The 23,093-nt window shown below is 74.7% G+C and carries 14 protein-coding genes; 9 read left to right on the forward strand and 5 right to left on the reverse strand.

What is annotated here, in order from left to right; genetic code table 11:
* Positions 1–54: 54 nt before the first annotated feature.
* Positions 55–1,704 (forward strand): hypothetical protein, encoded by a 1,650-nt coding sequence (locus tag ACH4F6_RS15615; RefSeq protein WP_397960676.1) that lies wholly within the window; start codon positions 55–57, stop codon positions 1,702–1,704.
* A gap of 94 nt (positions 1,705–1,798) precedes the next feature.
* Here the strand turns inward: ACH4F6_RS15615 and ACH4F6_RS15620 are convergent, their stop codons facing one another.
* Together ACH4F6_RS15620 and ACH4F6_RS15625 are read right to left on the reverse strand one after the other, a co-directional pair.
* Positions 1,799–3,034 carry an epoxide hydrolase family protein gene (locus tag ACH4F6_RS15620; protein WP_397960677.1) on the reverse strand — a complete coding sequence of 412 codons (1,236 nt, stop codon included), beginning with the start codon at positions 3,032–3,034 and terminating at the stop codon, positions 1,799–1,801.
* 84 nt (positions 3,035–3,118) lie between these two features.
* Complete coding sequence (locus ACH4F6_RS15625) at positions 3,119–3,829, reverse strand: HPP family protein (RefSeq protein WP_397960678.1); 711 nt, start codon at positions 3,827–3,829, stop codon at positions 3,119–3,121.
* A 909-nt stretch (positions 3,830–4,738) separates the two neighbouring features.
* Here ACH4F6_RS15625 and ACH4F6_RS15630 point away from each other — a divergent pair.
* Complete coding sequence (locus ACH4F6_RS15630; RefSeq protein WP_397960679.1) at positions 4,739–5,197, forward strand: hypothetical protein; 459 nt, start codon at positions 4,739–4,741, stop codon at positions 5,195–5,197.
* 101 nt (positions 5,198–5,298) lie between these two features.
* Positions 5,299–5,613 (forward strand): WhiB family transcriptional regulator, encoded by a 315-nt coding sequence (locus ACH4F6_RS15635; protein ID WP_397960680.1) that lies wholly within the window; start codon positions 5,299–5,301, stop codon positions 5,611–5,613.
* Positions 5,614–5,757: 144 nt separating this feature from the next.
* Here ACH4F6_RS15635 and ACH4F6_RS15640 read toward each other — a convergent pair whose 3' ends face one another.
* Positions 5,758–8,109, reverse strand: a complete 2,352-nt coding sequence (locus ACH4F6_RS15640; RefSeq protein WP_397960681.1) for an ABC transporter permease — start codon at positions 8,107–8,109, stop codon at positions 5,758–5,760.
* Positions 8,106–8,813, reverse strand: a complete 708-nt coding sequence (locus ACH4F6_RS15645; RefSeq protein ID WP_397960682.1) for an ABC transporter ATP-binding protein — start codon at positions 8,811–8,813, stop codon at positions 8,106–8,108. The genes ACH4F6_RS15640 and ACH4F6_RS15645 overlap by 4 nt, the downstream gene beginning before the upstream one ends.
* Positions 8,814–8,974: 161 nt before the next feature.
* Between ACH4F6_RS15645 and ACH4F6_RS15650 the strand changes: the two genes are divergently transcribed.
* Both ACH4F6_RS15650 and ACH4F6_RS15655 read left to right on the forward strand, forming a co-directional pair.
* A complete protein-coding gene (locus tag ACH4F6_RS15650; protein WP_397960683.1) occupies positions 8,975–10,345 on the forward strand; it encodes a sensor histidine kinase in 1,371 nt (456 codons plus the stop codon).
* Positions 10,342–11,064 (forward strand): response regulator, encoded by a 723-nt coding sequence (locus tag ACH4F6_RS15655; RefSeq protein ID WP_397960684.1) that lies wholly within the window; start codon positions 10,342–10,344, stop codon positions 11,062–11,064. Before ACH4F6_RS15650 ends, ACH4F6_RS15655 begins: the two co-directional genes overlap by 4 nt.
* Before the next feature lie 74 nt (positions 11,065–11,138).
* Here ACH4F6_RS15655 and ACH4F6_RS15660 read toward each other — a convergent pair whose 3' ends face one another.
* Entirely contained in the window at positions 11,139–11,888 is a 750-nt protein-coding gene (locus ACH4F6_RS15660; RefSeq protein ID WP_397960685.1) for an AraC family transcriptional regulator, read from the reverse strand.
* 54 nt (positions 11,889–11,942) lie between these two features.
* Between ACH4F6_RS15660 and ACH4F6_RS15665 the strand changes: the two genes are divergently transcribed.
* From ACH4F6_RS15665 to ACH4F6_RS15680, 4 genes are all read left to right on the forward strand, one after another.
* Positions 11,943–13,184 carry an MFS transporter gene (locus ACH4F6_RS15665; protein ID WP_397960686.1) on the forward strand — a complete coding sequence of 414 codons (1,242 nt, stop codon included), beginning with the start codon at positions 11,943–11,945 and terminating at the stop codon, positions 13,182–13,184.
* Between the two features lie 723 nt (positions 13,185–13,907).
* Positions 13,908–18,224: a CHAT domain-containing protein gene (locus ACH4F6_RS15670; protein ID WP_397960687.1), complete on the forward strand. Its 4,317-nt coding sequence runs from the start codon at positions 13,908–13,910 to the stop codon at positions 18,222–18,224.
* Between the two features lie 12 nt (positions 18,225–18,236).
* Positions 18,237–19,226, forward strand: a complete 990-nt coding sequence (locus ACH4F6_RS15675) for a hypothetical protein (protein ID WP_397960688.1) — start codon at positions 18,237–18,239, stop codon at positions 19,224–19,226.
* Positions 19,223–23,062, forward strand: coding sequence for a CHAT domain-containing protein (locus ACH4F6_RS15680; RefSeq protein WP_397960689.1), 3,840 nt, complete (start codon positions 19,223–19,225; stop codon positions 23,060–23,062). The genes ACH4F6_RS15675 and ACH4F6_RS15680 overlap by 4 nt, the downstream gene beginning before the upstream one ends.
* The last annotated feature ends 31 nt before the right edge of the window (positions 23,063–23,093 follow it).

The following is a 23,093-nucleotide window of genomic DNA, read 5'->3' on the forward strand; positions in this document are numbered from 1 at the left end:
CCGGCCCCACGCACCGTCGCCCAGCCGCCCGCCCAGCCGACCGGAGACCACACCGTGCCGCAGGAACCCTCCATCACCTCATGGACCCGCCTCGAACCGCGCACCCGCGCGGCCGACATGTCGCCCGGCCTCCAGGCCCGCACCGCCGACCCCCTGTGGCTGCTGGGGCGCCAGTGGCAGGTCGGGGAGTTCCAGGGCGAGGACGCCGGCTCGCCGGTCTCCGTCCGGCTGCGCGCCGAGTCCGCCCGGCTCACCCGCTACCAGGGCGGCGCCGACCCCTCACCCGTCCCCCTCGACACCGACCTGCCGCTGGAGGCGGTGGTGGAGCGCGACACCCCCGCCGCCACCCTGGACCGCCGCACGGCCGCCCAGCTCGGCCTGGAATACCTGCGGCTGCTCCGCGACGAGGGCGCCGGGACGGTCGCCTCGGCGCTGGCCGCGGCCTACCCGATCAGCGCCGCGCCGGGCGCCGTCGCCGACGACGCCACCACCGGCTACCTCGCCGCCGTCGCCGGGCGGGCCCCCGACGGGCTGGCGCTGGCCGCCGAACTCGCCCCGGCCCAGGGCACCCCGCGCGACACGCCCTCCCGGGTCACCGTGCCCGCCGCGCTGACCGCGGCCGTCACCCGGGCGACCGCCGCCTGGCGCCGGGTGCTCGGACTGCCGGTCACCGCCCCGGCCGGCGGCGGCGCCTGGATTCCCCAGCGCCTCGAGCACGGCTTCTCCGTCGCGGCCCGCCACACCGAGGCCGAGACGGTGCTGTCCGCCGCCGAGTACCCGGGCGGGCGGCTGGACTGGTTCGCCTTCGACCACCGCCCCGGCGCCACCCTCGGCGCCCCCTCGAACGCGCCGCAGCAGGTGGTCCGCACGGTGCTGCCGACCGTCGCCTCCTACCCCGGGATGCCCGCCACCCGCTGGTGGGAGATGGAGGACGCCCGCGTCCACTGGGGCGGCCTGACCGCCGAACGCACCGACCTGGCCCGGCTGCTGCTGGCCGAGTACGCCACCTCGTACGCCAACGACTACTTCCTCGTCCCGCTGGAACTGCCCGCCGGCACGGTCACCCGGGTGACCTCGGTGGTGGTCACCGACACCTTCGGCGAGCGCGTGCTGCTGCCGCCCGCGCCCCAGGACTGGAGCCTGTTCCGCCCCAGTGTCCTCGGCGTCTCAGGGGCCGCCGACCTGCTGCTGCTCCTGCCGGGCGCGGTGGACGCGCTGGAGGGCGAGCCGGTGGAGGAGGTGCTGTTCCTGCGCGACGAGGGCGCCAACCTGGCCTGGGCCGTGGAGCAGGCGGTCGCCGGGGCCGCCGGCCACCGGGTGGACCGCCACCGGCTGGCCGCCGTGGACGGAGCCCTGACGCCCGCCCCCGTGCCGACGGGCCAGGGCGTGATGCGCCGCTACCGCCTCCAGACGGCCGTGCCCGACCACTGGGTCCCGCTGGCGCCGGTCCCCGACCCGGCGGCCCCCGGACGGACCCTGCTCCACCGGTACGGGGCCGGGGCCAGGGGACAGATCCTCCAGCCGGGCACCGTCCTGCGGTTCCCCTCGGAGGAGGTGCCCCGCGAGGGCGTCCGGGTCACCCGCCGGTGGCAGCTCGCCCGCACCGCGGCGGGCGACACCGCGCTGTGGTCCTCCCGCGCCACCCTGCCCGGCCGCGGCGAGGGCTCCAGCGGCCTGCGCTTCGACACCTCGGACCCCGCCTGAGGTCCTTCCTCCGGGTCGGGCCGGCCGGTCGACGCGCACGCCCCCGCCGGGCAGCGTTCGCCCGGCCCGTTGCCCGGCGGGCCCGCGGGGTCGTTCAGGGCCTGCGGCCGCGGAAGGTGCGGCGCAGGTCGCTCACCCAGGCGTCGGGGTTCTCCCAGGGGACGAAGTGGCCGCCGCGGTCGTGGGCGTTGACGTTGACGTGGTTGAACCAGTCGGCCTGCGGGCCGGTCCTGAACGCCCGGACGCGTTCGTCGGCGGTGTGGATGCCGGGCGGGTTCTCGTACGTGACGAAGGTGAGGCCGACCGGGGCCTGCACGACCGGGGTGCGGTCGTGGGCGGGGGTCCAGGGGTAGCGGTTGGCGTTGGCGTAGTAACGCATCGACGTGGCGATGGAGTTGTTCACCCAGTAGATCGTGGCGTGGGTGAGCAGGTCGTCCTTGGTGAAGACGGACTCGAGGTCGCCGCCGTTGTCGCTCCAGGCGTTCCAGCGCTCCAGCAGCCAGGCGAGCAGCCCGGCGGGTGAGTCGCTCAGCCCGTGGGCCAGGGTGGCGCCGTCGAGCATGTGCACGGCGAGGTGGGACGCCCAGCGGTGGTCCCGCTCGACGACGCGGGCGCGGACGTCGGCGGGCTGGTCGTCGGTCAGGGGCCGGTTCCGGGCGAAGTCCCAGGCGCGGGGGCCGCTGAAGAAGTCGAGCGGCAGCCCGGAGCCGATGTGGATGCCGTACAGCTCGTCGGCGTACTTGTGGCCGAGCCGGCTGGAGACGATCCCGCCGATGTCGCAGCCCCCGGCGGCGTACTTCTCGTATCCCAGGGTCTCGGTCATCAGGGTGTGCCAGAGGTCGGAGACCTTCCAGAAGTTGACGTCCGGAAAGCCGGTGAGCGGGCCGGAGAAACCGAAGCCGGGCAGGGACGGCACGATGACGTCGAACGCGTCGGCGGGGTCGCCGCCGAACGCGGCCGGGTCGGCGAGCGGGTCGATCACCTTCGACCAGTGCCAGAACGTCCACGGCCAGCCGTGGGTGAGGATCAACGGGATCGGACGGGGGCCGCGGCCGGGCTTGCGCATGAAGTGCACCGGGACGCCGGCGACGCTCACCCGGTAGTGCTCGTGGACGTTGATGGCGGCCTCGGCCTTGCGCCAGTCGTAGCCGTCCCGCCAGTGGGCGACCAGCTCACGGAGACAGCTGTCCGGGACGCCGTAGGACCAGTCCTCGTTCCCCTCGTCCAGCGGCGGACGGGTCAGTGCGAGACGGGCGCGCAGGTCGTCGAGGGCCTCGTCGGGCACATGGATCGGGGTGGGTTCCAGGGGGAAGGCGTGCGGGATGGTCATGCCGTGATTCCTTACCGGAGAGGGGGAAACGGTGCCGTCGGCCTGTCGGGCGGGCGGGTGGGCGGCGAGCCGGGCCGTGGAGCGTCATCGGCGATGCCGGATGCCCACCAGCACGCCCAGTCCCAAAGCGGTGAGCCAGCCGAAGAAGAACCATTGCACGCCGGTCGGAGGCCCGGCCAGCACGATGTACGCCGTCGCGACGGCCGGCGGGGCCAGGCACAGCCACGTGATGAGGACGGGGGCTGCGAAGCCCCCGTGGAGCGTCAGGGCGGCCACCGCCACTCCCAGGACCGTCCAGCCGACGGTCAGCCCCCAGAGCAGCGAGGACTGGGAGGGGGCGATATACGTTTCGGTGTGGCCACCCGCCTCCATCCGCGTCACGGCGCCGTCCCACAGGCGCAGCTCGACCGGGTCCCCGAAGCCCACGTCGCGGTAGGTCTTCTCCTTCACCCTCAAGACGTCGGTGCCCTGCGGATGACGCACCACGAGGTCGTACCGGTTGGCACAGGACGAGGTGGTGCCGTCATGGCTGCAGACCCACTGTTTCCACTTGTCGATGACGTGTGCCGTGCTCTGCTGGATGCAGGTGTCCGCCCCATGACTCGGTGCGTGCCCGGCCGGGCAGACGGAGGCGTTCCTGTACGCCGCCGTCTCGTGGTACTGCTCCTCGACCCAGGAGAAGCAGCGGACCAGACCGTACGCCGCGGCCGCGAGGACCAGAACGCTCACCACCACGACCGACCATTCGATCCGCCTGCCGGGCCTCGGTGCGTGCGGACGAGTCCGTGCCCCCATCGCCAACTCCTCCACCGGGCCGCCATGCTGCCCAGGCTAGAAATCGCTCCCGGTACCCGGCAGTCGATTTCCCGCACATCTCGGCCGCATGTCGCTTCGCCGTTCCCGTAGAGGGCGTATCGCGGTCAGCGGGCACCGCTTCCGCTGCCGGAGGCAGGCCTGACGGCCACCGCCTCGACGGCCACCGCCACGGCGGTAGCCGGCCTTCAGCACGCAGCCGGCGACGGTGCCGATCGGTCCGACACCGGCGGCGCCGGCATGCGCTGAACATCGGACGCCCGCCCGAGCGCGATCCGCGCGGGATCATGAACGCGATCCTGTCCGTGGACCGCGCCGGGGTGCGGTGGCGCTCCCTGCCGCGCAGGACACCGTCTTCACCAGCCCCACCGGTCCGGGAAGCGGGTCAGGGGCAAGGTCCGCCGTCCCGTCTCCTCCGCAGTGGTCCTGGCCGGGATCGCCGGCTCCCTCGCCTCTCCGCAGACGCTGCTGCCGAGCCACTGCGACACCACCGGCGTGCCGCGCCCGGTCGCAGCGACCACCGCTGCGTACGGTCGACCGGTGCGAGACCGCCCAGCGCGTCACCCCGGCGGACCGGTCCCCCCGTGTCACGGCCACCGCTCCAGCGCGGGCCGGGGCAGCCGCGGAGAACCGGAGCAGCAGGCTGCGCCCCGCCGCCCGCATCGCCCGAGCCACCCGTCACCGGAGCACCCGGCGACGTTCGCTCTTCCCGGCAGCCGGGACGGAACGCAGCCCTTCAGCCGTCGCCGGAGCGGCCTGCGAGTACCGCCCGGGCCTCGCCTTCGGCTCGCGCTCGAGCTCGTGGACGAAGAAACGTGATGTCTGCGCCGCCCGTTCGGGGAACCCGGACGCCGGCCCGAGTCATGAAGTTCTCCGGAAGGACGGTTGTCGATGCACACGAACGGTGATGGGCCGGACGCCGAACACCAGCGCCCCGACGGTGTCACCGACGCCACGGTCGAAGCGCTCGGATCTCTGTCGAAGGCCCTGGAAACGACCGAGCGAGCCCGCGGCCACCTCTACTCCTTCCACCAACTGACCGGAAGCGCCGATCTGGAGCTGGACCGGGCGGTGAGCCTTTTGCGCGAGGCCGGCCATGAAAGCTGGGCCGACCGCGTGCAGCAGGAGATCCTGGGCCGCAACGTCATCCCCGGGCGGTGGACCTTCCAGATCATCGAGGAGTACAACCGCACCTACTACGAGCCGTTCAAACAGGTGGAACGGCAGGCCCTGGACGACCTGGCCGACGGCAGGGACCACCTGTACGAGGCGGAGATGAAGGAAGCCCGGCGCACCGTCGGCCACCCCGACCACACCGCCCGTCCCGACAGCCCCTCCACCGGTCGGTAGCCACGGCGCTCTAGTATGGGAGGAGCAACCTCTGCCGGGCCTGCGGCAGTGCCATGCCGCAGCCACGTGTCGGCTCAGCCGGCACCATGCGGAGGTGCGCCGTGCCCGACGAACGCTCGTCCCGTCACCACGACACCGACATCGCGGCCGGGAACGCCGCTCGGAAATGGCTACGGGAAGCCGCCTGCGTCAGCGAAGACCCGGAACTGTTCTTCCCGCCGGCCGAGCGGGAGACCGATCCCCAGGTCGCCCGGGCCCGAGCGGTGTGCCGACGGTGCCGCGTCCTGCTCGCCTGCCGTTCCTGGGCCATAGAGCAGGGCGAGGACGCCGGCATCTGGGGCGCGACCACCGCCAGGCAGCGCCGCGCCATCAGCCGGGAGATGCACAGCACGATCGTCAGGCGCCCTGCGCCCTGACGCGACCGGGCGGCCCCACCGCGCGAGCCGGCCACCTGCCCGCCTCGCACTCGGTCATCGCCACGTCGGTGACCGCCCGGACCGGTCCCCATCGCTGCTCGCGGTGGGGACCGGGGGAGGGGGACGAGCTCTGAACCCGACCTGTTATTCGGTGCGCAGGGCCGTGGCTGTTCGGGCCCTGGCCGCCCAGCCGGCGGGCAGGAGCGCGCCCAGGGCGGCGATGAGCAGGCCGCCGAGTGCGAGCGGGAGCAGTTCGGCCCAGTCGTAGACGGCGATGACGGAACCGGGGAGGCGGAGTCCCACGCTGTCGCCCATCGCGGGGACGACCCAGCCGTGCAGGGCCACGCCGAGCGGCACGCCCAGGGCGCCGGCGACCAGTCCGGTCACGACGACCGAGGTGATGACCATGGCGACGGTCTGTCGCGGGGTCATGCCGAGCGCCTTGTGGACACCGATCTCCCGGACGCGCTCGCGGGTGTCGAGCAGCACGCCGTTGAGGACGCCGAGCGCGGCGACGGCGACGAGCATGAGCGTGAGGGTCGCGGACAGCGCGTTGAGCGTGACGACCATGTCGCTGCCGTCGTCGAGCCCGCCGGCCCGAGCGGTGACGCCCAGCGGGGCCAGGTCCTTGTTCAGCGCGTCGACGTAGCCGGCGACGTCGGTGCCCGGCGTGACCGCGATGTGGTGGCTCGTCTCCGTCACGTCGGGTCGTGCGGACGTGAGGGTCGAGGCGTCGGTGAAGACCTGCATGCCGTCGTTGCGGGGGTCGAGGACCTCGCCGACGATCCGGACCGTGACCGGCTCGGCCAGGCCGTTCAGGGTGACGGTGTCACCGACGCGGGTGCCGGTGGCGGCGAGGAAGGGGGTCGGGACCACGGCCTCGCCGGGCCCGTCGATCCAGCGGCCCGAGACCATCGTGTAGCCGCCCCAGGAGGCGTCGCCGGTGAAGGCGTTCACGTCGATGGTGCCGGTCGAGCCGGACACGGTCGCCCGTACCGTCGCGACGCCGTAGTGCTTCCCGGTTCCGGCGGCGGCCTCGACGGCCGCGGCGACGGCTGCGGGATCGACCGCGGGCTGCTTCTCGGAGCCGGGGTCTCGGGGCCCGGAGTCCGGCAAGGGCGCGGGCACGACGACATCGGCGGCATCGTGGGCCCTGGCCTTCACCACCTGGCCGAGCGAGGCGGCCATCCCCACGGTGAACGTGACGGCGACGGCGCCGAACAGGAGCCCCGTGCCCATGGCCAGCGCGCGGGCGGGCCGCGCGAAGGGCCGGGCCAGGCCCAGGGCCACCGGCTGCGGCAGCGGCAGCCGGCCGGCCAGGCGGGCCGCCCACCGGCCGCGCCCCGCCGAAGCCGTACGCCCGACGGCGAGTGCGTCGACCGTACGCAGCCGCCCGGCTCGCCAGGCACCCGCCCACGCGGTCAGCGCCACCAGGCCGAGCACCCCGGCGACCACCGCCAGGTCGACCCGGGGGTCGACGGCCAGGGACGGGGCGCCGTACACCTCCTCGGTCTCGGTCAGGACGGGGACGGCGAGCAGGTGGCCGGCGAGGACGCCGAGGGCCGTGCCGGCGGCGGCCGGGATCAGCGCCTGGCCGAGGTAGGCCCGCACGACCTGGGCCGGGGTGAAGCCGACGGCCTTGAGGACGCCGATGCGGCGCGTCGCCGAGCCGACGGCCGACGCGACGACGTTGCCGACGACGAGCACGGACATGACCAGGCCCAGGGCGCCGAACGCGATGAGGAACGGGACGTAGAGGGCGGTGTCGCGCTCGGCGGTCCTCTTGACGGTGAGCCATGACTGTTCGCCGACGGCCGCTCCTGGCGGCAGGGACCCGGTCACGGCCTTGCCGCCCGCGGTGATCTGCGCGGCGGTGACCGCGGCGGTGAAGCGGTAGAGCATCTGGTAGCCGCCGCTGCCGGGCGTGGTGAGCGCCGGCACCTGGGACGGAACCACCCAGCCGTCGGCGGTCCGGGTGACCGAGCGGGCCACACCGACCACCGTCAGGGTCGGACCGTCGGACAGCTCGGGGAAGGTGATCTTCATGCCCCTGGCCGGGAGGAGCGGGGAGTCGGCGGACAGCGCGATCTCGCCGGGGTGCGTGGGCCACCGCCCCTCGAGCAGTGCCACCTCGTCCACGTCCCGGCCGGGATCGCGCCGGCCGACCACGGTCATCGGCCACTCGGGGCCGTGCCTCCCGTCCGACCGCGGGGTGACCGTCGCCGTACGGAACGGCCCGGCCGCGCTGCTCACCCCTTCGGCGTCCTTGGTCCTCGACAGGTGCCCGGCACTCACCTCGCCCGCGTCGAACTGCACGGACAGGTGCGCGCCGTGCTGCCTCGCGAAGGCGTCGTCGAAGGGCGCGCCGGACACCACCAGCAGTGTTCCGCCGAGGACGGAGGCGGCCACCGCCATCATCGTGGCGAGCCCGATCACCAGCGTCTGCACCCGGCGTCGTCCCACTCCCGAGCGCACCACCTCGCCGAGCGCGCTCATCGGACCGCCTCCGCGGCGGTGGTCCGGGACCGGACGTCCTCGGTGATCCGGCCGTCGGCGATCCGGACCGTACGGTTCGTGCAGGACCGGGCCAGAGCCAGGTCGTGGGTGACCACGACGATGGTCTGCCCCTCGGCATTGAGGTCGGTGAGCAGTCCGCTGACGTCCTGTCCGGCGGCCGTGTCCAGGGCCCCGGTCGGCTCGTCGGCCAGGAGCAGAGCCGGCCGGTTCATCAAGGCCCGGGCCACCGCGACGCGTTGCCGCTCGCCGCCGGACAGCCGCCCCGGGTAGGCGTGGGCGTGCCGGTCGATGCCGAGGATCTCCAGGAGTTCCGCCGCCCGGCGGTCGGCCCCGCCGCGTGCCGCACCCGCGAGCCGCGCCGGAAGGACGACGTTGTCGGCGACGGTCAGGTCGTCGAGGAGGTGGAAGAACTGGAAGACCATGCCGATCTTCGATCGCCGGTATCTCGCCGATCCGGCTTCGCCCAGCTGGTCCACCCGCACCCCGTCCACGGTGACGGTTCCCGAATCCGGCCGGTCCAGGCCCGCGATCAGATGGAGCAGCGTGGACTTGCCGCTGCCGGAAGGGCCGAGGACCGCGACGGCCTCGCCGCTCCGCACGGTCAGCGACGCCTCGTGCAGGGCGGGCGGGCCGTCGTCGTAGCGGCGGCTCACCTCGCGCAGTTCGATCACCGGCATGGTCATGAAAGTCTCCCCGGGTATGGGTGGTCGGCTGCGTGAACGCTAGGAGCGGGCCCGGCGCGCACGCGTCGCCCGCCCGGACCCCTTGCGGTACCGCTCCGGGCCGGGCCCCCGCGAACGTCATCCCTGCGATGTAGGCGGGTGGTGTATCCGGTACGGCGGGAATGGTCACCGGGACGGACTCCGCGGGTCCGCGCGGCGGCGAGAATGATCCGGTGACGGACGGACGTACGACGCTGCAGCGACTGCGGGAAGCGGCCCGCCGGACGGTCCGCGGCGCCTGGCTCCGGAGCGGTCCACCGCTGCGGCCCACCCGGCGCGCCCGGCAGTTCGACGTACTCGTGGCACTGGTGCTCGGCGTCGTCACCGTCTACTACGGCATCGACAACGCCGATGTCGTCGTGGTGCGTGAGATCGCACCCGGCGTCGAGTACGTCGTGCCGCGCCCGTCCGGTCCCGGCGGCCTGGCCCTCATGGTGACCCTCGCGGCCGTCGCCTCGGGTGCCCTGGCGCTGCGCCGCCGCTGCCCGCTCGCCGTGCTGTGCGTCGTGACGGCCGCGACACTGGCGACACCGCAGAGCGTCCTGCGGCTGACCTTCTACGCGTTCGTCATCGCCGTCTACAGCGCCGCCGTGTACAGCCCGTACCGGGCGGCGACCCTGGCGGCACTGCCGGTGTCGGTCGTCCTGGTCGGCGCCTCGGGGAACTCGGTGACCCCGATCGTCCCCAACCAGTACATCGCGCTGCTGATCCTGATCCCGATGGCCGTGGCCGCCGTCGGCCTGCGCACCTGGAAACTCCGGACCGATGAGGGCCGCACCCGGCTCCTGGCCCTGGAACGCGAACAGGCCGAGGCGCTGCGCCGGGCCGTCGAGCACGAGCGGGCCAGGATCGCCCGCGAACTGCACGACGTCGTCACGCACAACGTCAGCGTGATGATCATCCAGGCGGGTGCCGCCCGCAAGATCATGACAGCCTCCCCCGAGGAGGCCGACGAGGCGCTGCTCGCCGTCGAGGCGGGCGGCCGGGCGGCCATGACCGAGCTGCGCCACGTCATGGGACTGCTCACCATGGCGGACGAGGACGAGGACGAGGGGACGGGCGGCTGTGCGGACCCGGCCGGCCCGGCGGCGGAGCTGACCCCGCAACCCGGCCTGGACCAGCTGGAAACGCTGGTCGGACGGGTCCGGGACACCGGCCTGCCCGTCGACCTGACCGTGACGGGTCCGCCCCGTCCCCTTCCGCCCGGCCTCGAACTCGCCGCCTACCGCGTCGTCCAGGAAGCGTTGACCAACACCGTGAAGCACGCGTCCGGCGCCACCGCCGCCGTGACCGTCGCCTACGGCCCGGAACGGCTCCGGGTGGAAGTCACCGACACCGGTGGACACCCGGGCGCGGACGCGCCCACCGGAAACGGCCGGGGTCTGATCGGCCTGCGCGAGCGCCTCGCCGTCCACGGCGGAACCCTGAGCACCGGCCGACGCCTGACCGGCGGCTACCGTGTGGAGGCCCTGATCCCCTTGGAGACACCGTGACCGAGCCGCTGCGGGTGCTCCTCGCCGACGACCAGACCCTGGTCCGCACCGGATTCCGGTTGATCCTCCGCGCCGACGGCATCGACGTCGTCGCCGAGGCCACCAACGGAACCGAAGCGGTCGAGGCGGTCCGCCGCACCCGGCCCGACGTGGTCCTGATGGATGTCCGGATGCCCGAGACGGACGGTCTGGAGGCCACCCGCCGCATCCTCACCGGCGCCGCCGACGGCCCCCGCGTCATCATCCTGACCACCTTCGACCTCGACCGGTACGTCTACGCGGCACTGTCCGCCGGGGCCAGCGGCTTCCTCCTCAAGGACGTCACCCCCGAGCAGCTGACCGCGGCCGTCCGCACGGTTCGCACCGGCGACGCTCTCCTCGCACCCGCCATCACCCGCCGCCTCGTGCGGCGTTTCGCCGGCGGCGGACATCGGCACAGCACCCGGCGCGACGACGACACCGCCGCCCTCCACCGCGACCTCGCCTCGCTCACCCCGCGCGAACGGGAGGTCCTCGGTCTGCTGGCCCGAGGACTGAGCAACGCCGAACTCGCGGCCCGTCTCCACCTGGCCGAGGCGACCGTCAAAACGCACGTCGCCCGCATCCTCGCCAAGCTCGGACTCCGTGACCGTGTCCAGGCCGTCATCGTCGCCTACGAGACAGGGCTGGTCAGCGCCGGCGAACGCGAGGCCGCCCGGTGGTCCGCCGAGCAGACGTAGATCGACGCCGGGGCTTGGGCGGCCCTTCCGCCACGGGTCCCTGTCCCCGTCGGCCTGAGGTGGGAAAAGGTTCATCACCTCAGGCCCGTCCGGTGGGAGCCCGGGGTGTGGCCGAAGGCGCGGCGGAAGGCGTCGATGAAGGCGCTGGTGGACGACCAGCCGCACTGATGGGCCACCGCGGTCACCGGCGTCCGTCCGGTCAGGAGGACCGACGCGTGGTGGAGACGAAGCTGTGTGCGCCACTGCGGGAAGGTCATGCCGAGGTCACTGCGGAACAGCCGGGACAGGGTGCGGTCGCTCGCCCCGACTTCGCGGCCGAGTTCGGCGAGCGTGCGGCCGTCGCCCGGGTCGGCTCGCAGGATGTCGCACAGGGCGCGCAGCAGGGGAGCGGTGGGAGTGGGCAGGTGCAGCGGCTGCTGGGGGGAGGCCCGCAGCTGATCGAGGAGCACCGCGCGAAGGCGGGCCCGTTCGGGACTGTCGTCGTCCTCCGCGCCCGTGTAGGCGATGATCAGTTCACGCAGCAGTGGGCTGACAGCCAGCACGGTCGGTGCGTCGAGGCCGAGCGGGTTCTCGGTGGCGGGCAGACCCACCAGGTGGAGGTCGAGTTCGCCGTAGGCCCGGTGCGCGTGCACGGTGCCGGCGGGCACCCAGATGGCGCGCGTGCCCGGGGCGACCCAGGATCCCTCGCTGGTCGTGACAGCCAGCACCCCGCGGCCCGCGTAGACGATCTGGTGGTCGTCGTGCCGGTGGGCGTCGACCGAGCCGCCGGGCGCCAGCCACTGGGTGCGGGTCGGGGCCACGGGGTCGTGGCGGCTTTCCCTCATCACGTGGCAGATTATCGGAAGCGCGACATGGTGCCGGGACCGGAACATGACGCGATGCGAAGGAGCACATCGATCGTTCTGCTGTCCGCGGGCCACGCCTGTGTCGACATCTACCAGGGCTGCGTGGCGGCCCTGGTGCCGTTCTTCATCGCCGAGCGTGCCTACACCTACGCGGTCGCCTCGGGCATCGTGCTGGCCGCCTCACTGCTGTCCTCGGTGGCGCAGCCGGTGTTCGGCGCGCTCACCGACCGCTGGGCCATGCCCTGGCTGCTGCCGGTCAGCACGCTGCTCGGCGGTGTCGGCATCGCGCTGAGCGGCCTGAACGGCTCTTACCCGCTCACCCTCGCATGCGTCGCGATGTCGGGGATCGGCGTGGCCGCCTACCACCCCGAATCCGCCCGCGTCGCCCGCATCGCCGGCCGGGGCAGCCACCGGGCCATGGGCTGGTTCTCCACGGGCGGCACCATCGGCTTCGCACTGGCCCCGCTCATGGTCACCGCCGTGGTGACCACCGGAGGACTGCGCTGGACGCCCCTGCTGGTACTGCCGGCCCTCGTCGGTGCCGCGATGTGCCTGCCCGTGGTGCGCGCCCTGCAGCAGCGGCAGGCCGCCGGACCCCGTACGACGGTGCCGGCCGGGAGGGACGACATCGCCTCCTTCGTGAAACTGTCACTGGCCGTGGTCTTCCGATCGATCGCGTTCATCGGTCTGAGCACCTTCCTCTCGCTGTACGTCCGCCAGCGCCCGGGCGGCAGCGCGGCCGCGGGCACCGCGGCCCTGTCCGTGCTCTACCTCGGCGGTGCGATCGGCTCGGTGCTCGGCGGGTCCCTGGCCGCCCGGTGGGACCGGGTGACGGTCTCGCGCTGGTCGTACCTGATCACGACCGCGGCGATCGCGGGTGTGGTGTGGGTGCCCGGACCGGCCGTCCACCTGTTCGTGGCACTGACCTCGGCCGGCCTGTACGTGCCCTTCTCGCTGCAGGTCACGCTCGGCCAGGACTACCTGCCCTCCCGTGTCGGCACCGCCGGCGGGATCACCCTCGGCCTGACCGTCAGCATCGGAGGCCTGACCAGCCCCGTCATCGGCAGCCTCGCCGACGCCACGTCCCTGCGGACCGCCCTGGCGCCGCTCGTCCTGATGCCCGTGCTGAGCTGGCTGCTCTTTCGCACCCTGCCCGAACCGAGCGTGCCGCGGCCTCGGACGGCGGCGCCTGTGAAGGGAGACGACACCGGTGCCCGCCCTCAGTCCCACCCCTGCCGACCACCAGCCCCCGATGACCGCCGCTTCCCGAGCTGAGAGCGCGAGTTCGACCCTCGTCACCCGCTCCCCGAAGAAGGCCCGGGTCAGAGACCCGGGCCTTCTTCGTCGCCAAGGGCTCTCCTCGCACGCGTGGGTGCTTCCACGGCTCCCGGAGCGCGTCGAAGAGCTGTCCGTGCCGGGCAGGCTGGGAGCGGCAGCCGGTTCAGGCCACGGTGTACTCCGCGTCCCCGAAGTCCGCGACCACGCGCAGCCGGCCTCCGAGTGCTTCCGCACAGGGCCCTGAGCGTGGCCACCCCGGCCCGGTCCAGCCCGCCGTGCTCGATCATGGAGACGCGAGGAGCCGAGACTCCCGTAGCCGCGGTGGCCTGGCGCTGGGGCAAGGCCTGTTCGCGTCGGATCTCCGCAAGCTTGTGGGTGCGCACCTCGGCGACCGGGATGGTGACGCCGTACCGACGCTGCCGGTTTCCGGCCTTGTCGCCGGCCACCAGCAGTACCGCCCGGCGCACCGGATCGAAGGCGAAGAGGATCCGGATCTCACTGCTTTCGGAGGAACCCGGTCTCGGCTCCTTCGAGTGATGACCGTCGACACCCTTGATGATGGCGGCACGGGCCCCCCGCCCCCGCACCGGAGCCGGCCGGCCGGGCCGCCCGAGCCACCGCGGCAACAGGTCCAGCCACTTCCGAACAGGCCTGGCACCGCAACGGTCGGATCCGGACGTCCCCTTGCCGCGCGCGGCGGACGCGAGCGACGCTTGCCCGATGGGGACGGGCAGCGGGGCCGCAGGCGGGGGCGAGGACGCGCCGTCGGGGGAGGGGCAAGTTCCGGACGCGGCACGGGAGTTCGCCGCCCGGTCGCGCCGGCACGGCGGCCCGCCCGAGCAGGTGTGGGACGAACTCGCCGACGCGTACGGGGCGGAGTTCGGGCGGCGCCAGGAGAGGGGACTCGCCGAGGCGGCGGTGGTGGCCCGCCTGCGGGCGCTGGACCTGACGCCGCACGACCACCCGGACCGCGGCCGCCGGCTGGAGGACCTCGCGCGGGACGCCCTCGAGGCGTACGAACGGTTCGCCGAGCCGAAGCACGGGCACCTCGCCCTGGCGGCGGTGCGCAGCGCCCTGACCGTGGCGGACAGCGGGCGGGAGTCCCTCCACGAGTTGGCCGGACACGTCCTGCTCGCACGATTCGAGTTCGCGCACGGCCCGGGGGACGGCGAACCCGCCGAGCGACGGCCCGAAGGGCTGCTCGCCGGGTCCCGTACGGCGGACCTGATCGCGTACCTCCGCACGTCCGGCCCGGAGGAGCCGGGCCCGGCGGGGGCCCGGGACGTGCGGGACGCCCGCGACCTCGCGGAAGCGTTGCGGCACTACCGCCGGGCGGCCGACCTGGCGGGGGCCGGCCCGGCACAGGCCCGGTACCTCGGCGGCCTGGGCAACGCCCTGCTGTTCGCGTACGAGCACGGAGGTGAGGAGGACACCCTCGAGGAGGCGGTGCGCAGCCTGGCGGGCGCCGCCGAACGGACACCGGCCGACGCCCCCGCGCGCCACGCCGTGACCGGCAACTACGCCAACGCGCTGTGCACGCGTTTCGGACGGTACGGCGATCCGGCGGACCTGGACCGGGCGTACGGCGCCATCGCGGAGGCGTACCGGCTGACCGGACCGGACCATCCGGCCGGCCCGCTGTGGGCCACCGTCCTCGGCAACGTCCTGGTGATGCGGTTCGGGGAGCGCGGCCGTCCGGAGGACCTGCGGGAGGGGGTGAAGGTCCTCGCGGAGGCGGTGGAGCGCACTCCGGACGACCACCCGGACCTGGCCATGCGGCTGCGCCACCTCGGCGTGGCGTACGCGGAGGCCTTCTGGCTCGACGGGGAGCCGAACCTCCTCGACCAGGCGGTCGACACCCTGCGCCGCGCCGTCGGCGCGGCCGCCCCCGGTCATCCGGAGGCCGCGACGCTCGACGGGAGCCTCGGCAACAGCCTGCTGCTGCGGTTCCAGCGGCGGGGCCGGGCGCAGGACCTCGACGAGGCGGTGGCGCACCTGCGCCGGGCCACCGTCCTCGGCCCGCCGGGCGACCCGCACCGGGACCTGTGGACCGGCAACCTGGCCTCCGCCCTGGAACAGCGTTTCGGGCTGACCGGCGACCCCGCGGACCTGGACGAGGCCGTCGACGGCCACCGGCGGGCCGTCGAGGCCGCCGCCGACGGGCACCGTGACACCGCGGTCCGCAGAGCGCACCTCGGGCTCGTCATGGTGCTGCGCTTCGAGGTCCACGGCGCGTTCACGGATCTGGACGCGGGCGTCCGCCTGATGTCCGAGGCGCTGGGCGACCTGCCTCCCAGCGGACTCGTACGCGGCCAGTACCACGCCAACCTCGCGACCGCGCTGCACACCCGCTTCGTCCACCTGGGACAGGGGCCCGACCTGGAAGCGGCGCTCCGGCACACCGAAGCGGCCCTGACCCTGCTGCCCGCCGGCTCCGCGGACCGGGTCGGCTGCCTCAACAACCAGGCCACGCTGCTCACCACCCGGTACGCGCACACCGGAGACACCGTCGAGCTCACCCGCGCCGCAGCCGTACTCGACGAAGCCCTCGGCTCGCTCGCAGACGGCGAGACGGCCAGGGCGGCGCTCGCCCGGAACCGGGCCCAGGCGCTGTTGCAGGCGCACCTCGCCGGGGCGCGGGAGACGTCCGGGGACACCGCCCTGCTGGACCGGGCCTGGGCCGACCTGGAGACCGCCCTCGCGGTCGAGGGCCGCACGGCACCCGACCGCGCGATGACACTCGAACTGCAGGGAACCGTACTGCTCCAGCGCTACGCGGTGCGGGCCGACCCCGACGACCTCCGCCGCGCCGAGGAGGTGCTCGAGCGGGCCCTCGCCCGGCTCGGCGACACCCTCGGAGACACCCGGCGGACCCTGGTACGGCACCGGCTCGCGGTGGCCCAGCGCGCCCGGGGCAAGCACGCGCTCAGCCGTGCCACCGGGTTGAGCATGCTGGCCGACCGGTCCTGGGACGTGCTGCTGCAGTCCGGGACGGACGACGGACTGCGGGCCGCCCGGCGGGCGGCCCGGACCGCCGGCCAGGTCCTGCACTGGTGCCTGGAGGACCACGCGGCGCGGGACGCGGTGGCCGCGGCCGAGTCCGCGCGGGCGCTCGTGCTGTCCGCGGGCACCGCGTCCGCCACCGTGCCGCAGCTGCTGGACGAGGCCGGTGAGCCCGGACTCGCCGAAGCGTGGCGGCAGGCTTCCCGGCGGAACACGGCCCGCAGATTCGTCCGCCTCCCGCCGCACGGTGCGGGATCCCAGGCCGACGGCCTCGCCTTGGCGGGAGCGGGAGCAGGACCGGGAGGAGACGCGGGCGCGGGAGCGAGTGGCCTCCCCGGCTCGCGCGGCGACGGCACGGCCACTCCCGGCGTCGTCCCGATCACCCCCGGCGTCGTCCCGATCGTTCCCGGCGCCGCCTCTCCGGGGGACCTGCCCGGCGTTCCCGACGACCTGCGGCACCGGGCGCTGGAGGTCCTGTACCGCCGCGGCGGCGGTGAGGTGAGGGCGCCGCTGGTCCGTGTCCCCTCCCGCACCCTCATCGGCAAGGCACTCGCGCAGCTCGGCGCGGACGGGCTGGTCTACCTCGTCGCCGGTGAGCAGGACGGCTCCGGGTGGGCACTGCTCGTACGGCCCGACGGAAGCGGCCGCGTCCTCCCCCTGCGGCAACTCGTCCGCTCGGGACCGCTCGCCGCGTTCCTGGCCGCACACGACGCCCACGTGGCCGCCGCGACGGACGGCGACCGCTCCCGGTCGAGGGCCGCGTGGCGCTCCGCCCTGCACGCGGTGTGCGACTGGGCCTGGCCCGCCGTCGTGAACCCGGTCCTCGAGGAGTTCGGTCTGCGACGCGACGGAAACCGCGCACCGTGTGCCGGTCGTACCGGCGCCCCGGCGGAGGGGAGCTGCCCCCGGCTCTACCTGGTTCCCACCGGCCCGCTCGGACTCGTGCCGTGGCACGCCGCGCGGAGACCGGACACCGGCAGGCCCGGGCAGTACCGGTACGCGGTGCAGGACGCGGCCTTCTCGTACGCCGCCTCCGGGCGCGAGCTGATCCAGGCAGCCGACCGGCCGTGCGCCGGAGCGGACGCCGCCGCCGTCGTCGTACGAGACCCCACCGGGGACCTGGAGCACGCCCGCCGGGAGGCCGAGGGCGTCCGGGCGGGCTGGCCCGGGCCCGCCACACTCCTGGGCGGCAAAGGCACACCGGACGCGTACCCGGCCACACCGAACCGCGTCCTGTCGGCGCTCCCCGGCCGGAACTCCGTCCCCTGCGCTCTGCTGCATCTGGCCTGCCACGGAGCCCTCGTCCAGCCGCCGACCGCCTCCCATCTGCTGCTCGCGGGCGGACAGCGGCTGACCGTCCGCCGCCTCCTCACGCCCCTGCCCCGGCGCCCCGAGCAGGGCGGACAGGAACCCGGGCCCCTGGCCGTCCTGTCCGCCTGCGCCACGGGGGTGCCCTCCGGGGACCACGACGAGGCGCTGAGCCTGGCCACCGCCTTCCTCGCCGCCGGAGCCTCCGCCGTCGTCGGCTCCCTCTGGCTCGTCGACGACCGGCGGACCGCCGACCTCATGCTGGACTTCCACCGGCGGTTGCGGGAGCGGGACCTGGCGGCCGCCGACGCCCTGCGCGAGGCACAGCTCGCCGCGCTGCGCACGCCCCGCGACGCGTCCCCGACGACCGCGGAAGGGCGCGGCTCAGGAAAGGAAGGCGACGGGAACGACGACACCGACCCTGCCGACCCCTACGTCTGGGCAGCCTTCATCCACCACGGCCGAGGAGAACTCATGGCACCGGACCGCGCGACGGAGCCGCACGAAGACGAACCGGCGCAGAGCCCCGACGACGACACCGCGCCGACCACCGGGTCCGCCCCGGGAGAGCGGATCTTCCCGATCCGGCGCGCCCCGGCGGAGACGGAGCACTGGCAGTGCCCGGACCCCCTGTGCACGCACCGGGCGCCGGGCGACGACGAAGGTCCGTTCGAGGACGAGTGCTGTCCCGTCCACCCCGCCCTGGCCCTCGAACGCAGGCCATGAGCCGGGCCGGCCATGGGAGACCTCGCGAAAGGACTCGTCGAACCGCTCGCCCGCCGATGGAGCAGGGCCATGGGCGGTGCGGTGGTGTGCTTCTGGCTGGTGGGCGTCGTCCTCCACCTGGTCCGCACACCGCCGGGCCGACTCGACTGCGGCCGTGACGACGCCCCGGGAGCGGACCTCGTCTGCCTGGTGACGCGGCACGGTGGCTTCGGCGTCGGGGTCGCCACCACCGTCGCCCTGGGCGTCGTCGTCGTGTCCGCCCTGCTCACCGTGTGGTGCGCGCCCGGGGTGCTCAACCTGCTCAGCGGTGCCTGGCCGGACGTGCCCCCGCTGCGCCGGTGGGCGCGGCGGCGTGTCGAGGCCCACCGTGAACGACGCAGGAAGCTGGTCGAAGCCATGCTGCCCACGACGAACGACGTCCTCGCGGTCCGCCGTGCCGCAACCGCCTCCGTCGCCCGGCGCCACTACCCCAAGGGCAGCGCGACCCTCCAGCCCACCCGGATCGGAAACGCCCTGGCCGCCACCGAACAACGGGTGGAGGAGCGGCACGGGCTGGATCTGGAGCTGTGCTGGCGGCCCCTCGTCCAGGTCGTCGACCAGACCGCACGGACGCGTCTGGAGACCGCGTCCAGCCTGATCGTCGCCCGGGCACAGGCCGTACCGTTCGCCGCGGGACTGCTGCTGTGGACACCGCTCCTGCCCACCTGGCGGGCCCGGGGCGCGTACGCGGCCGGCTGTCTGCTCCTCGTGCTGCTGGCCTGCCGTGCGGTCGCGGAGGCGGTCGACGCGTACTGCGACGCCGCGGAGGACACCTTCCTCGTCCACCGGACCGGCCTCTACCGCGCGCTGGGCTTCCCGCTCCCGACCACGACCGGGCACGAGCGCGACCAGGGCCGGGAACTGAGCAAGTACCTGGCGAAGCGCAGCCTGGCACCCGTCACCTTCGACTGGCCCGACCCCCCGCTGCCGTCCCCGCCGCCCGCCGCACCGGGGCAGCCGTGACCCCGCAGGAGGACGGGGTCCCGGGCCGGCCCTGGGAACGGGAGACCGTCACCGCCCCGGCCGGCGACGGTCTCGACGACGCGATCCGCGCCCTGCTGGACGCCCTGGCCACCGCGCCCCACCCGTCCGTCGAGCGCGCGGACGCCCTGAGGAACCTGGGCAACGCCCTGCTCGCCCGCTTCGAACGGTCCCCGTCACACCGGGCGCCCCGCCGGGCGGAAGCCCTCGGCACCGCCGTCGACCTCTACGCGGCGGCCTGGGACGCGGGCCCCGCGGACGCCGCCACCCGCGCCGGGTACGCCTCCAACCACGCGGTCGCCCTGCTGACACGCTTCCGGACGTTCGGCCGGACGGAGGACCTCGCCCTCGCCGAGGAGCGGTCCCGCACGGCCGTGGACCTCACTCCGTCCGGTCATCCCGCCCGGCCAGGCCGCCTCCACACCCTCGCGAACATCCGCGCCCGGCGCGCCCGGAGCCTCGGCGACGCCGGCCTGCTCGACGACGCCGTCCGGCTGCACGCCGAGGCCGTCGGCGCGCTGGGCGCGGACAGCCCGCACCGCGTCGCCGTGGTCAGCGGGTTCGGCAACGGACTGCACCAGAGGTACCGGCTGCGCGGCCACGCCGCCGATCTCACGCAGGCCGTGACCTGCCACGAGGTGGCGCTCGCCGCGTGCGGGAACGGCCATCCGGCACGGGCCGCCTGCCTGGGCAACCTGGGCGACTGCCTGCTCACCCGGTTCCGCGCGACCCGGGACCCGGGTGATCTCGAGGCGGCGGTCGAACGGCTCGAAGAAGCCTTGGCGGCGACCGGCCCGGCCGACCCCGACCGCCCGACCCGGATGAGCAACCTCGCCCACGCCCTGCGAACGCGGTACGACGAGCACGGCGCCCCCGCCGACCTGGACCACGCCGTGTCGCTCGGTACGGAGGCGCTCTCGGTGACGCCGCCGGCCCATCCGGAGCGTCCCGCCGTCCAGGGCAACCTGGGCGCGGCCCTGCACACCCGGTACAAGCACCGCGGCGACGCACACGACCTGGCCGCGGCGGAAAGGACGCTGCGGGAAGCCGTACGGTCGCTGCCCGCCACCTCCGAGGACCGCCCGCTGTGGCTCAACAACCTGGGAAACGTCCTGTTCTCCCGCTTCGAACGGTGCGGGACACGGACCGTCGTCGACGAGGCCGCCGGCTGCCTGACCCAGGCCGTCGACGGCACCCCGGACGGGCACCCCGCCCGCAGTACCCGCCTGCACAACCTCGCCTCCGTGCACCGGGCGCGCTTCGACCGGTTCCACCGGCTCGCCGACCTCGACCGTGCGATCGCCGGCGAGCGGGCGGCCGTGACGGCCGCCGCACCGGGAACGCGGGCGGAGGCGGTCGCGCTCGGAGGACTGGGCAGCGCGCTGCGCGTCCGCTTCCGCGTCCGGGGCGTCCGCGCGGATCTCGACGCGGCCGTCGACGCCGTACGGCAGGCCGTCTCCCTCGCCGGCGCGTCCGACCCGGACCGCCCGACGTGGCTCTCCCAGCTCGGTGACGCGCTGGCCGAGCGCCACCGTCTCGGCACCGGGGGCGCGGACGCCGACGACGCCGTCGGTGTGCTGGTCGAGGCCGTGGCGGCGACCGGGCCCGAGCATCCGCAGTACGTCCGGCGGCTGCTGAACCTGGCCGAGGCGCTGCGGCTGCGCGCCGCCGAGCCGGCCGCCCCGGCATCGGCCGGCGGCATCCGGGAGCGGAGCGATCTCGACCACGCCCTCGGCTGCTGCCGAGCGGCGGTACGGGGAGCCGGGCACGGGCACCCCGACCGGGCCCCGGCCCTGCACCAGCTCGGCGGAACCCTGCTCACCCGCTACCGCCGCGACCACCGGGCGGCGGACCTGCGCCACGGCATCCGGGCACAGCAGTGGGCGCTGGCACTCATGCCGGCCGACCAGCCCGAACGGCCCGTCGTGCAGCGCGGCCTGGCGTACGGGCTGCGGCTGCGTCACCAGCGCACCGAAGACCTCGGTGACATCCGCCGGGCCGTCCGCCTCGCCCGTGAGGCGGCCGCGGGCCGGGGTCCGGAGGCGGAACCCGTGTCGCCGGCCACCGTCGCGGAACTCGCGCGCTGTCTGCGGGCCCTGGCCGACGCGCTGGACGCGGCGCCGGAGGGCGGGCAGGAAGCGGCGAGGTACCGGGACGAAGCGCGTGCGGAGGGCCGGCGCGCTCTGGAACTCCATGTGCGCGACGTGCTGGTCCAGTCACCGCAGTCCGCCCTGGCGACCGCCCGCGGTGCCCGCGCGCACACGGCCGAGGTGGCCCGCTGGTGCCTCGCGGACCAGCGGCCCGAGGAGGCGGCCGGGGTGCTCGAACTGGGCCGCGGACTCGTCGTGCACGCCGTGATGCTCTCCGGGTCGGTCGGTGAACGGCTGCGCGAGGCGGGCCGGCCGGACCTGGCGGACGACTGGGACGCGGCCGACGCCGGGGCGCTGCGCAGTCGCCGGCGGACGGTGCCGGAGGATCTCAGGCACCAGGTCATCACCGCCCTCGCGGCCGGCCGCACCCGCCCGGAGATCCTGGACCCGCCCCCCACGGGCGAGACCCGGCAGGCACTGGAGACGACCGGAAGCGACGCGCTGGTGTACGTGGTGACGGGCACCCGGCGCGCGCCGGGGTACGCGCTGCTCGTGCCGCGGACCGGTCGGCCCACGGGGCTGGAACTGCCGGATCTGCGCGCGGTGCCCGGCAACCCGCTCGCCCGCTACGTGGACGCGTACAACCGTCATCTGGTGGCCTCGGACGCGCGGGCATCGGCCGAGGCCACGGAACAGGGAGCGGCCCTGCGCGGGGCCCGCGAGGAGAGCCACCGGGCCTGGCGTGCCTGGACCCGCGCCCTCGACAGGCTGTGCGACTGGGCGTGGGACGCACTGGCCGGGCCGTTGCTCGAGGCGGTTCAGGAGCTTCGACCGGTCCAGCAGGTCCAGCGGGTTGGGTGGGCCGAGTCGGCCGAGTCGCTCAAATCGGCCGACTCGGCCCAGGAGGACCGGCGTGTCCGGGCGTCCCGCCCCGCCAAGCCCCGGCTCGTGCTCGTCCCGAGCGGACACGCCGCGGTGGTGCCGTGGCACGCGGCACGGCGGCCCGGCACCGCCGGGCCGCCCCGCTACGCGCTGCACGAGGCGACCTTCTCCTACGCCGCCTCGGCTCGCGCGCTCCACGCCGTCGCGGGACGGCAGCCGGCGGCGTACGACGGCCGCGCGCTTCTCGTGGGCAACCCGACCTCGGACCTGGAGCACGCCGACGAGGAGGCGGACCGTCTGCGCGCGCTCTACCCCCGCGCCGAGCGCCTGGGGGCGTCCGGTGTGCCCGGGACGGCCCCGGCCGTGCCGGGGCGCGTGCTCGCCGCGCTCCCCGGTCCGGGGGGCGACGGCCTCCCCGTGCTCCACCTCGCCTGCCACGCCAGGTTCGAGAACGACCCGACCACGTCCCGGCTGCTGCTGGCCAACGGGCAGAGCCTGACGGTGAGCCGTCTGCTCGCCCACGGCGGTCGGCGCGTCACCGCCGCCGGCCCGCTGGTCGTGCTGTCCGCCTGTACCTCGGCCCTCACCGCGGACGACTTCGACGAGGCGCTCACCCTGTCCACGGCCTTCCTGACGGCCGGGGCGGCCACCGCCGTGGGATCCCTGTGGACGGTGGACGACAGGAGGACCCCCGACCTGATGGAGGAGTTCCACCGGATCATGATCAGGGGCGGGTCCTCTCCGGCCGAGGCGCTGGCAGAGGCACAGGCCCGCATGGCGGCCGCCGCGGAGGACGGGGCCGGGTCCCCCTACTACTGGGCGGCCTTCTCGCACCAGGGCCGGTGAGCCGGAGCATGGTTGGCATGCCGCACCCGAC

The organism is Streptomyces sp. NPDC017936 (genome assembly GCF_044328485.1).
Lineage (GTDB): Bacteria > Actinomycetota > Actinomycetes > Streptomycetales > Streptomycetaceae > Streptomyces.

Excerpts from the sequence above, each read along its gene's own strand:
- ACH4F6_RS15620 (WP_397960677.1), bottom strand. The coding sequence starts at position 3,034 with ATGACCATCCCGCACGCCTTCCCCCTGGAACCCACCCCGATCCATGTG.
- ACH4F6_RS15625 (WP_397960678.1), bottom strand. The coding sequence starts at position 3,829 with ATGGGGGCACGGACTCGTCCGCACGCACCGAGGCCCGGCAGGCGGATC.
- ACH4F6_RS15630 (WP_397960679.1), top strand. The coding sequence starts at position 4,739 with ATGCACACGAACGGTGATGGGCCGGACGCCGAACACCAGCGCCCCGAC.
- ACH4F6_RS15640 (WP_397960681.1), bottom strand. The coding sequence starts at position 8,109 with ATGAGCGCGCTCGGCGAGGTGGTGCGCTCGGGAGTGGGACGACGCCGG.
- ACH4F6_RS15645 (WP_397960682.1), bottom strand. The coding sequence starts at position 8,813 with ATGACCATGCCGGTGATCGAACTGCGCGAGGTGAGCCGCCGCTACGAC.
- ACH4F6_RS15650 (WP_397960683.1), top strand. The coding sequence starts at position 8,975 with ATGGTCACCGGGACGGACTCCGCGGGTCCGCGCGGCGGCGAGAATGAT.
- ACH4F6_RS15660 (WP_397960685.1), bottom strand. The coding sequence starts at position 11,888 with ATGAGGGAAAGCCGCCACGACCCCGTGGCCCCGACCCGCACCCAGTGG.
- ACH4F6_RS15665 (WP_397960686.1), top strand. The coding sequence starts at position 11,943 with ATGCGAAGGAGCACATCGATCGTTCTGCTGTCCGCGGGCCACGCCTGT.
- ACH4F6_RS15670 (WP_397960687.1), top strand. The coding sequence starts at position 13,908 with ATGGGGACGGGCAGCGGGGCCGCAGGCGGGGGCGAGGACGCGCCGTCG.
- ACH4F6_RS15675 (WP_397960688.1), top strand. The coding sequence starts at position 18,237 with ATGGGAGACCTCGCGAAAGGACTCGTCGAACCGCTCGCCCGCCGATGG.